This window comes from Geminicoccus sp. (assembly GCF_036263595.1).
Classification (GTDB): Bacteria; Pseudomonadota; Alphaproteobacteria; order Geminicoccales; family Geminicoccaceae; genus Geminicoccus.
The window spans coordinates 1-8,669 of record NZ_DATAGQ010000058.1; the positions used below are offsets into that span (position 1 = coordinate 1).

9 protein-coding genes and 1 pseudogene are annotated in these 8,669 nt (G+C 63.3%); 2 read left to right on the forward strand and 8 right to left on the reverse strand.

Annotated features, from left to right (window positions below):
• Positions 1 to 13: 13 nt before the first annotated feature.
• Together VHL31_RS04690 and VHL31_RS04695 are read left to right on the forward strand one after the other, a co-directional pair.
• Positions 14 to 136 (forward strand): annotated as a pseudogene (locus VHL31_RS04690) (IS3 family transposase); the annotation flags it as partial.
• Positions 137 to 1,417: 1,281 nt separating this feature from the next.
• Positions 1,418 to 1,660 carry a hypothetical protein gene (locus VHL31_RS04695; RefSeq protein WP_329660046.1) on the forward strand — a complete coding sequence of 81 codons (243 nt, stop codon included), beginning with the start codon at positions 1,418 to 1,420 and terminating at the stop codon, positions 1,658 to 1,660.
• A gap of 248 nt (positions 1,661 to 1,908) precedes the next feature.
• Here the strand turns inward: VHL31_RS04695 and VHL31_RS04700 are convergent, their stop codons facing one another.
• The 8 genes from VHL31_RS04700 to lptB form a co-directional block, all read right to left on the reverse strand.
• Positions 1,909 to 4,071 carry a putative bifunctional diguanylate cyclase/phosphodiesterase gene (locus VHL31_RS04700; protein WP_329660047.1) on the reverse strand — a complete coding sequence of 721 codons (2,163 nt, stop codon included), beginning with the start codon at positions 4,069 to 4,071 and terminating at the stop codon, positions 1,909 to 1,911.
• 76 nt (positions 4,072 to 4,147) lie between these two features.
• Entirely contained in the window at positions 4,148 to 4,462 is a 315-nt protein-coding gene (gene sugE / locus VHL31_RS04705) for a quaternary ammonium compound efflux SMR transporter SugE (protein WP_329660048.1), read from the reverse strand.
• Between the two features lie 93 nt (positions 4,463 to 4,555).
• Positions 4,556 to 4,825, reverse strand: coding sequence for an HPr family phosphocarrier protein (locus VHL31_RS04710; RefSeq protein WP_329660049.1), 270 nt, complete (start codon positions 4,823 to 4,825; stop codon positions 4,556 to 4,558).
• A gap of 28 nt (positions 4,826 to 4,853) precedes the next feature.
• Positions 4,854 to 5,261 carry a PTS sugar transporter subunit IIA gene (locus tag VHL31_RS04715; RefSeq protein WP_329660050.1) on the reverse strand — a complete coding sequence of 136 codons (408 nt, stop codon included), beginning with the start codon at positions 5,259 to 5,261 and terminating at the stop codon, positions 4,854 to 4,856.
• Positions 5,258 to 6,157 (reverse strand): RNase adapter RapZ, encoded by a 900-nt coding sequence (gene rapZ, locus VHL31_RS04720; RefSeq protein WP_329660051.1) that lies wholly within the window; start codon positions 6,155 to 6,157, stop codon positions 5,258 to 5,260. Before rapZ ends, VHL31_RS04715 begins: the two co-directional genes overlap by 4 nt.
• Positions 6,154 to 6,576, reverse strand: coding sequence for an HPr kinase/phosphatase C-terminal domain-containing protein (locus VHL31_RS04725; RefSeq protein WP_329660052.1), 423 nt, complete (start codon positions 6,574 to 6,576; stop codon positions 6,154 to 6,156). Before VHL31_RS04725 ends, rapZ begins: the two co-directional genes overlap by 4 nt.
• A gap of 20 nt (positions 6,577 to 6,596) precedes the next feature.
• Positions 6,597 to 8,069 (reverse strand): RNA polymerase factor sigma-54, encoded by a 1,473-nt coding sequence (gene rpoN, locus VHL31_RS04730; protein WP_329660053.1) that lies wholly within the window; start codon positions 8,067 to 8,069, stop codon positions 6,597 to 6,599.
• Positions 8,070 to 8,127: 58 nt separating this feature from the next.
• The coding region (lptB, locus tag VHL31_RS04735) for an LPS export ABC transporter ATP-binding protein (protein ID WP_329660054.1) at positions 8,128 to 8,669 on the reverse strand (542 nt) is incomplete at its 5' end.

Below are 8,669 nucleotides of genomic sequence, written 5' to 3' on the forward strand. Positions count from 1 at the left end.
TCAGCGGCGGTGAGCGACCCGGGACGAGGCACGGCGCGACCTGTTCGCCACCATCAAAGGCTACGACAACAGGCAGCGCATCCACCCGGCCCTGGGCTACATCACGCCCGAACAGGCCGAGCGGAAAGCGAGCTAAACCCCCGTGCCCGTCAGATCGGGGGAGCATCAGTCGAGTGCTGCTGGAAGGCAGAGGACGCCCATGCAGGAGTTAGCCACCTTCTGATAGCGGGTGGCGATGGCGCGGCCCTCCTTCAGATTGGCCTAAGGGCGCTCAACCCTGTTGCGGCAATCGTAGATCCAAGCGGGACACGCAACGGATGAGGTGTGCCGCTGCGGTGGGATTACCGGCCGCGCGGCTTGGTTCCAGATATGCTCTCTGAAGGCATGGCTGGTATGGCCGCAGTCAATCATAGCCCACCTTGGCGCACCCGAAGGTCGGGCGAGCAAGTCGACAGCTTTTGGCAGGTCATGAGCCTGTCCGGCTGCCAAGCTGAAGGCGACGGCCCGGCCGGGGCTCCGTTACCCCTTCTTGAGCCTCTCTGGCCGCCTTTTGGTGGGCTCGAATATCGGTGCCGTCCAGGAAGGTCGTGCCAAGCTGGGCGCCTCGCTCCTGTGCCATCTCCAGCAGGCGTTCCTATGCCGAGCCTTCCCATCAGCCGTTAGCAGGCGGTAGATCCGATTCCAATGGAGCGGCGGCCGGCAGTCTGCCGAGGGCGGATGTAGGTTTGCGCGGCCGTCCACCAGGATCCGGAAGCAGCCGGGTCCTCCATCACCGGAGGCGTTCGGGTCAGGAGGCCTGAACGGGGGCTGCACTCGCAAGACAGATTGCGCCACGTCGCCCCGTTCTGGCGGTGCCAGATGATCGCCTCGAAGATTGTGTGCAGATCATCAAATCAGTCTTGTGGCGCGGGCGGGCAGCCTCGATGAATGGCTCAAGTGTTGCCCACCACGCATCAGTATTCTTGTCATTGATCGCCCCATCTGCTGCCAATGCCACAGATAGGCACAGTGGTCAGGAGCTAACAGGATGTAGAAGGCTGCACAAAGTCCGCCGCTGGAACAGCTGAATGGCCAGAACAGGCGCTGCATCGGCATAATGGGGAGCTTCCCGAACCGCCCAGTCTGGTCGACGCTCTGCGGCTCGATCAGTCTGACGCAGGCGCGGTTCAACCTGTCTGCTACCTGACACATTGCACTACTTGGCGACTCTCTCACCGGCAGCCTGTCCATCCTGACCAGCCGCGCAGCCCGGTGATCGTCTCAAGCTGTACGACCTTTTGGAAGACGAGCCAGCAGGGGCCAGCCACCGTCACTGGACTGCGAAGGGCGGTCGTTGCACGGTAACGGGTCCCTGCTGTTCCCATGGTTGATAAGGCTCCGACTAGGTCGCAGATCTTATGATCGAAGTCGCAAAGGCGTGTCCTACAGCAGTTTACGCCAAGCCAGCTGGGTCGCCTTTGTTCCTTCTGAAGAAGCGGTCATATTGTTGCTCACGATGAAGCCATCCATCGGCAGCAATTGCTACTGGGAGGATGGCAGCCAGATCGGCGAAATCCGTGCCGACTGTCTCCTTCGTGGGACCGACTTCGATGTGACCTGTTTCGATCCGTATCGTTCTGACCCCCGCCTGTTGGCTTTGGCCCCCAACTTGCGCCACTGACAGCTATGCACTCGCTGCCATGAACCCGACGTCGGTGAGCCTCGTTGCGAGCGATGGCGGATTACTCACCACATCGGACCCCATCGGTTCATAATGGTGATCCTGTTAGTCTCCATATAGCTCCAAGCTCGACGTCATCGGTCGTTGCTTGGCTTCCCTCAGGCCTGCCCGCTCGATCTCTCCAAAGAACCTGTCGGCCACGGCAACAACTGCTACGCGCCGGCTCGACCGGCTCGAGTCGCACGCGACTACGCCATCACCGCCGAACAGTCCAAAGAGGGAACCGGCCGACGGACGAGATGGTCGATCTCATCGGCGGGCACTGGACGGCCCAGATGATAGCCCTGTGCTTGATCGCAACCCTCGCGTCGCAGGAACGCCAACTGCTGGGCCGTCTCCACGCCTTCGGCAATAGTGGTCATGCCCAGGCTGCGGCCGAGGCCGATCACCGAACGGATGATCGCTGCCGCATTGCTGTCATGGCCGAGGCTGCGGACGAAGGACTGGTCGATCTTGAGCTTATCGAAGGGAAAGCGCTGTAGATAGCTCAGGCTTGAATAGCCTGTGCCGAAGTCGTCCATGGCAATGCGGGTCCCGAGCTTCTTCAGCGCGTTCAAGGTTCGTGCCGCTCCTTCCACATCGTCCAGCAGCACTCCTTCAGTGATCTCCACCTCCAGCCTTTGTGCTGACAACCTAGCCTGATCAAGCACATCGCGCACAAGCCCGACGAGATCCGGGTGGCGGAACTGCACCGGCGAAAGATTGACCGCAACCACGAGTTCTGGCCACCGGGCCGCCTGACGACAAGCCGTGCGCAGGACCCATTCGCCGATGGGAAGGATGAGCCCGTTCGCCTCGGCGATCGGGACGAACTCAGCGGGGCTCACCCACCCACGTTCAAGGTGGTGCCAGCGCAGCAGCGCCTCGACGCTGACGACCTGGCCGGTCCTCAGATCGTGGGTCGGCTGGTAGTGCAGCTGGAACTCGTCGCGGTCGAGCGCCGACTTCAGATCCTTCTCCATCGCCTTACGTTCAGTCAGCATCGAATTCATGGCTGGAACGAAGAAACGAAACGTTCGTCGGCTCTCCATCTTCGCCTGGTGCAGGGCGAGATCCGCCTTCTTGATCAGCATGTCGGCCGTCTCGGCGTCGTCAGGCCCGAGCGCGACTCCGATGCTCAGACCCGCTTGGACATCCTGTCCCTGGATTGGCCATGGCTCCTCGAACACGGTGATCAACCGACTGCACAATGTCTCGACATCCGACGTCCGGACCGGTCCCAGCTGCACGATAGCGAACTCGTCGCCGCCGATGCGGGCCACCGTGTCGGTAGCTCGGATACAATCCTTGAGACAGGTCGCGACCTTTTTGAGGAGTTCGTCGCCAGCCGCGTGCCCGAGCGTGTCATTCACTTCCTTGAAGCGGTCGACATCGATGCAGAGCACGGCCAAGGAGTGGGCTTGCCGTCGGGCGATGGCCATTGCGCTCTCCACCCGTTCAGCGAACAGGATCCTGTTCGCCAGTCCGGTCAGTGCGTCGTGCGAGGCCAGGTGCCGCAGTTTCAACTGGGCAGCCGCACCTTCGCGCTCCAGTTGCTGGCGCGCGAGTAGATTGGTCCGGAAGACGGCGAGGGAGCGAGTCATGGCACCGAGTTCATCAGGGCGGCTGCTTCCATCGATCGCGACAGTGGCATCGCCACTTGCCAGCCGCCGGGTGATGTCGGCCAGTCGGCGCAGTGGCCGCAGCATTGAGAGGTGAAGCATCGACGAGATCAATGCGATCGTGAGCAGAAGCACCGCCAGTGCCGACAGAGCCTGGCGGACGGCATCTCGGCGCCATTGCGCCAGCTCCGCACTGATATCCAAGGCTGCACTGTACCCACCAATGACCGCAGGAGAGGCACGTTCGGCGGCAGCGGCGTGGCATGTCCTGCACCTGACATCCGCCGCCCGACCGTCCCCTTGAATGACCGGTCGTGCAACCCTCAGCACGTCGTCGACGACGATGCTCTGCAACTGGCCGTCCTCGATCGCCTTCACGTCGACGGCGTCGCGCGGGCCCGGGTGCGAAGCAGTTCCACGCGCTGTCGATGTCCCGTTCGTCTCTGCTCCCTGGAAGATCCAGAGGTCCAGAGTCTGGTTCACGCGCATGAGCTGGTTCATGCTGCTCTCGAGCGTGGGCATGGTGAGCTGGCCGCTGATGATTCGATCACGGTTGAGCATGGACTGGACATGGACCTCTTCGATCATGTCCAGGGCAGTCCGAGCCCGTCGCTCAGCTAGCTCCTCGATTGAACGCCGTTCCACGATGACGCTGTAGGCGATCATGGGCCCCTGCATGATCAGCAGGGCCACGCCAACGGTCATGACCATGACCTGCTCTAGCGGAAGGCGATCGATCCAGGCGAGCATGCTGCCGTCCTTGGTGTCGCAGCATGGTAGCTTGGGCTGGTTAACAACCGATGAAGCCCGGCGCGACCGACAGCATCTAGTGAGCGAGCTTCAGGCCAATGATGCCCGCGACGATCAAGCCGATGCTGAACAATCGAACGATGTCGGCATTCTCGCCGAACAGATAGATGCCCAAGATGGCTGTACCTATGGTGCCTATCCCGGTCCACACGGCATAGGCCGTGCCGAGAGGCAGGCTGCGCAGCGCCCACCCCAGCAGTCCGAGGCTGACGACCATCGACGCCACCGTCAGCAGCGACGGCATGAGCCGCGTGAAGCCGTCGGCATATTTCAGGCCAACAGCCCAGCCCACCTCGAACAGGCCCGCGGCGATGAGGATGATCCAGGCCATACCAGTCCCAATGACGTGGCGACGGAGCATGCCGACGGGCACCTCCAGTGCCGGAATGCCGATGACGTCGTGCAGGAAACAGAGGACGTGGACCTACTCGTCGAAACCGCGCTGGATGAGGGCGGCGATCGCCTTCAAAGCAGGTTCCGCTTCCCGGCCGTCTGCCTGCAGCCGAAGCGAGGAGCCGACCCCGGCGCCGAGCATCATCAATCCGAGGATCGACGTGGCCGTCACGCTGGTATCGTCCTTGCCTACGCTGACCACCGCATCGAACGTGCTGGCGAGTCGCACCAGCTTCGCAGCCGCGCGGGCGTGGAGGCCGCGCTGGTTGCAGACCAGCACTTCTACCGCGAGGCCGCTCACTGCCGTCTGGCCCCGATGCCGTCGGTTGTCAGCTCTTGTCTCCGCCAAGGATCTGGCTTGCCACCTGGATGTACTTCCGGCCTGCATCCTGCGCGCTCTTGATCGCGTGGGGCAGGGTCTCGCTGCCGCGCACCGTGGCGAGCTTGATCAGCATCGGCAGGTTGATGCCGCAGATCACCTCCACATCCGGGCGATCCATGTTGGAGATGGCCAAATTCGAGGGGGTACCGCCGAACATATCAGTGAGCATGATGACGCCGCTGCCGGTGTCCACCCTCTTCACCGCGGCAACAATATCGACTCGGCGCCGCTCAATGTCATCATCAGGGCCGATCGAGATCGCCGCGACATCCTTCTGCGGTCCGACCACATGTTCGAGCGCGGCTACGAATTCATCGGCTAGATGACCATGTGTAACGATGACGAGGCCAATCATGGGCCGGCCCCAGCAGGCAAGTCGGGAATCGGATCGACCGCAGGTGGGCGGGGAATATCCCGATGATGGGTCGCAACTGCCCAGCCAGCATCGCGCAGCCGCACCGACAGCGTTTCGGCCACATAGACTGATCGGTGCTTGCCGCCGGTGCAGCCGATCGCGATGGTGAGATAGGATTTGCCTTCCGCCCGGTAGCGCGGAAGCAATGGCAGCAGCAGATTCACGATGTGCTCCATGAACGACGCGAAGTCAAGGTCGAGGGCAATATACTCCTGTACTTGCCGGTCGAGTCCGGTCATCGGCCGCAGGTCGCGGTCATAGTGGGGATTGCGCAGGAAGCGTACATCGAACAAGAGGTCCGCTTCCCTGGGAAGGCCGTTGCGGAACGAGAACGAGATGATGTCTATCGACAGGCGCTGGCTCTTCGACCGGTCGAAGTGGCCGGTCACGACACGCTTGAGGTCGCCAGGCGTCAGCACCGTCGAATCGACGACATGGTCGGCCAGTTCCCGAACGGGTGCCAGGATCTGGCGCTCATGGGCGATTCCGTCCTCGATCGAACGATCGAACGCCAACGGGTGCCTGCGCCGCGTCTCGCTGTAGCGCCGACGCAGGACCTCGTCATCGCAGTCCAGGAACAAGAGGCGGATTTCGGCCACGCCGGACGAGCGGAGCCGCTCCAAGCGGATCATCAACGCTTCGGCATCGAAGGTACGTGATCTCGGGTCGATGCCGATCGCGAGATCGACGTCCGAAGGATCCAGAGACTGAACGAGCTTGCGCAGCAGCCCGATCGGCAGGTTGTCGACTGCCTCGAACCCCAGGTCTTCGAGCACCTTCAGGGCAGTGGTACGGCCAGCGCCAGCCATGCCGGTAACGAGAACGATCCGGTTCACTGAACCTCGCGGATATAGCGAGCCAAGGCTGCGGATACGAAAGAACCCATGCGCGCATGTTCATGCGGCGCGATGTAGAACAATGGCAGCTCCATTCCAAGAATGCCGGTCGACGCAGGAGCAGGCAAGCGCTCCTTGGCAAAAGCTTCGTCCAGCCGAGCGACCAGATGCACCTGGACGCATGCCGCAACCGGCACCCTCGCCAGACCGAGCCCACGCAACTCGATCTGACCGCGAATTGGTTCCGGGCAGCGAGCAAGCAGTTTGGCGCCATGTCTGGTCAGATCGACCGCGTCGTCGGCAACCAGCCAACCGCCGCGTCCGAGGAGATCGATGCAGAGGGCAGACTTGCCGGAACCGGAAGGCCCCAGGATCAGGACACCGCGCCCGTGCAGGCGTACGCAGGAGCCATGCAGCAAGAGGGAGGCGGGGGCTGCGCTCAGCGGACGAGAGCCTTGGCCCGGCGGCGCTGCAAGGAGGAAGCGATTCCCAGCGACTCCCGATACTTCGCCACCGTCCGCCTCGCCACCTGCATGCCTTCCTTCTCGAGGAGCACGACCAGACGGTCGTCGGAAAGGATGTCGTCCGGCGTCTCGCGGTCAATCATCATTCGGATTCTCTGCCGGATCACTTCGGCGCTCACGCTGCTCTCGCCGTCCGAGGACGGCAGGCCCGTCGTGAAGAAGTACTTGAGCGCGAACGTGCCCCTCGGCGTACCAACATACTTGTCGCTGGTCGCCCTGCTCACCGTGCTCTCGTGCAGCCCGGTCACCTCCGCAATGTCGCGCAGCACCAGGGGGCGCAGCCTGGATGGCCCGTGGGTCAGGAACCCCTTCTGGCGCTGGAAGATTGCCTTGGTTACGCGAAGCACAGTGCGGGCTCGCTGGTCGAGCGCCTTGACCAGCCAGTTCGCCGATTGCCAGCGGTCGCTCAGATATTCCTTGGCCCTGCGGCCTTCCGCGCTGCCGCAGATTTCAGTGTAGTAGCTCCTGTCGACCAGGACGCGGGGCAGGGTGCGTGGGTCGATCTCCACGCGCCAGTTGCCGCCGTGCATGGGGAGGATGTGCACGTCGGGCGCCACGCTCGCCACCGGTTCAGGATCAAACAAGGCTCCTGGCCGTGGGTTGAGCGCGCGGATCTCGGCAATCATCTCCTGCAGATCGGCTTGGTCCACGCCACAGAGCCGCTGCAGACCTGCAAAGTCGGCGCGAGCCAGCGCGGGCAGGTTCTCGAGCAGCACCTGCATGGCGGGGTCCAGCCGATCGCGTTCCCGCAACTGCAGCGCCAGGCACTCTCGCAGGTCTCGCGCCCCTACCCCGACAGGTTCGAGGTTGTGGACGATCCGGAGCGCCTGCTCGATCTCGCTCCGGCTCGCCCGGAGTTCAACGCAAAGCTCCTCGATGGTCTCGCGCAAGTAGCCGTCGGGATCGAGGCGCTCGACCAGCCCGCACGCGAGAAAGCGGGTGGGAAGGTCGGCGGCATCTGCCACCACCTGGGCCAGCAGATGCTCGCGCAGGGAAATCGGGCGAGATAGCACCACCTCCAGCGACGGCAGATCGTCATCGCCACCAGTGGCGCGGCGCTCTCGTGGCGTCCCAGGCACCGCTTCGCCGCCGCTATCGCCGGTTTCCGTCGGCCAGTCCGTACCTTCGAGTTCGTGTCTGGCAGCGGCCGGATCGACCGGAACGTCCGTTGGCGCGCCCAGTGGCGCCTCTCGATCAGCCGGCGCATCGCCAGCCCGGTCACTGATGCCGTCCGTCCGCGTGAGAAACGGGTTCTCCGCCAATTCCTGCTGGATGAACTGATCCAACTCAATGTTGGAGAGCTGCAGAAGCTTGATCGCCTGCTGCAACTGCGGGGTGATCACGAGGCTTTGTGACTGGCGGACCTCCAGCCTCATCCCAGTGCTCATGATGGATGTCCCGCGTCAGGCGGCCCGAGGGTCGAGCGTATGGTCGGGGGGAGATCGCTCACAGGGCGAAATCGTCGCCGAGATAGACTTTGCGGACCAGATCGTCCGCCACGATCGAGGCGGGCGTTCCCTCCATGATGACACGCCCCTCGTGAAGGATGTAGGCCCGGTCGATGATCTCCAGCGTGTCGCGGACATTGTGATCCGTGATCAGCACGCCCAGGCCCCGGTCCTTCAGGTGGGCCACCAGTAACCGGATCTCCGCCACGTTGATGGGATCGATGCCTGCCAGCGGCTCGTCGAGGAGCATGAATCCGGGGCGGGACGCCAATGCCCGTGCGATCTCCACCCGGCGCCGCTCGCCACCAGAAAGGCCGAGGGCGGGTGCGCGGCGCAGATGGCTCAGCCCAAATTCCGCAAGAAGCTCATCCAGCATTTCCTCGCGCCGCATCCGGGCCGGCTCGACCAGTTCCAGCACCGCGCGCAGGTTGTTCTCGACGCTCAGGCCTCGGAACACCGAAGCTTCCTGGGCGAGGTAGCCGACCCCGAGCCTGGCCCGCCGGTACATCGGCAGGTCGGTCACATCGACTCCATCCAGGA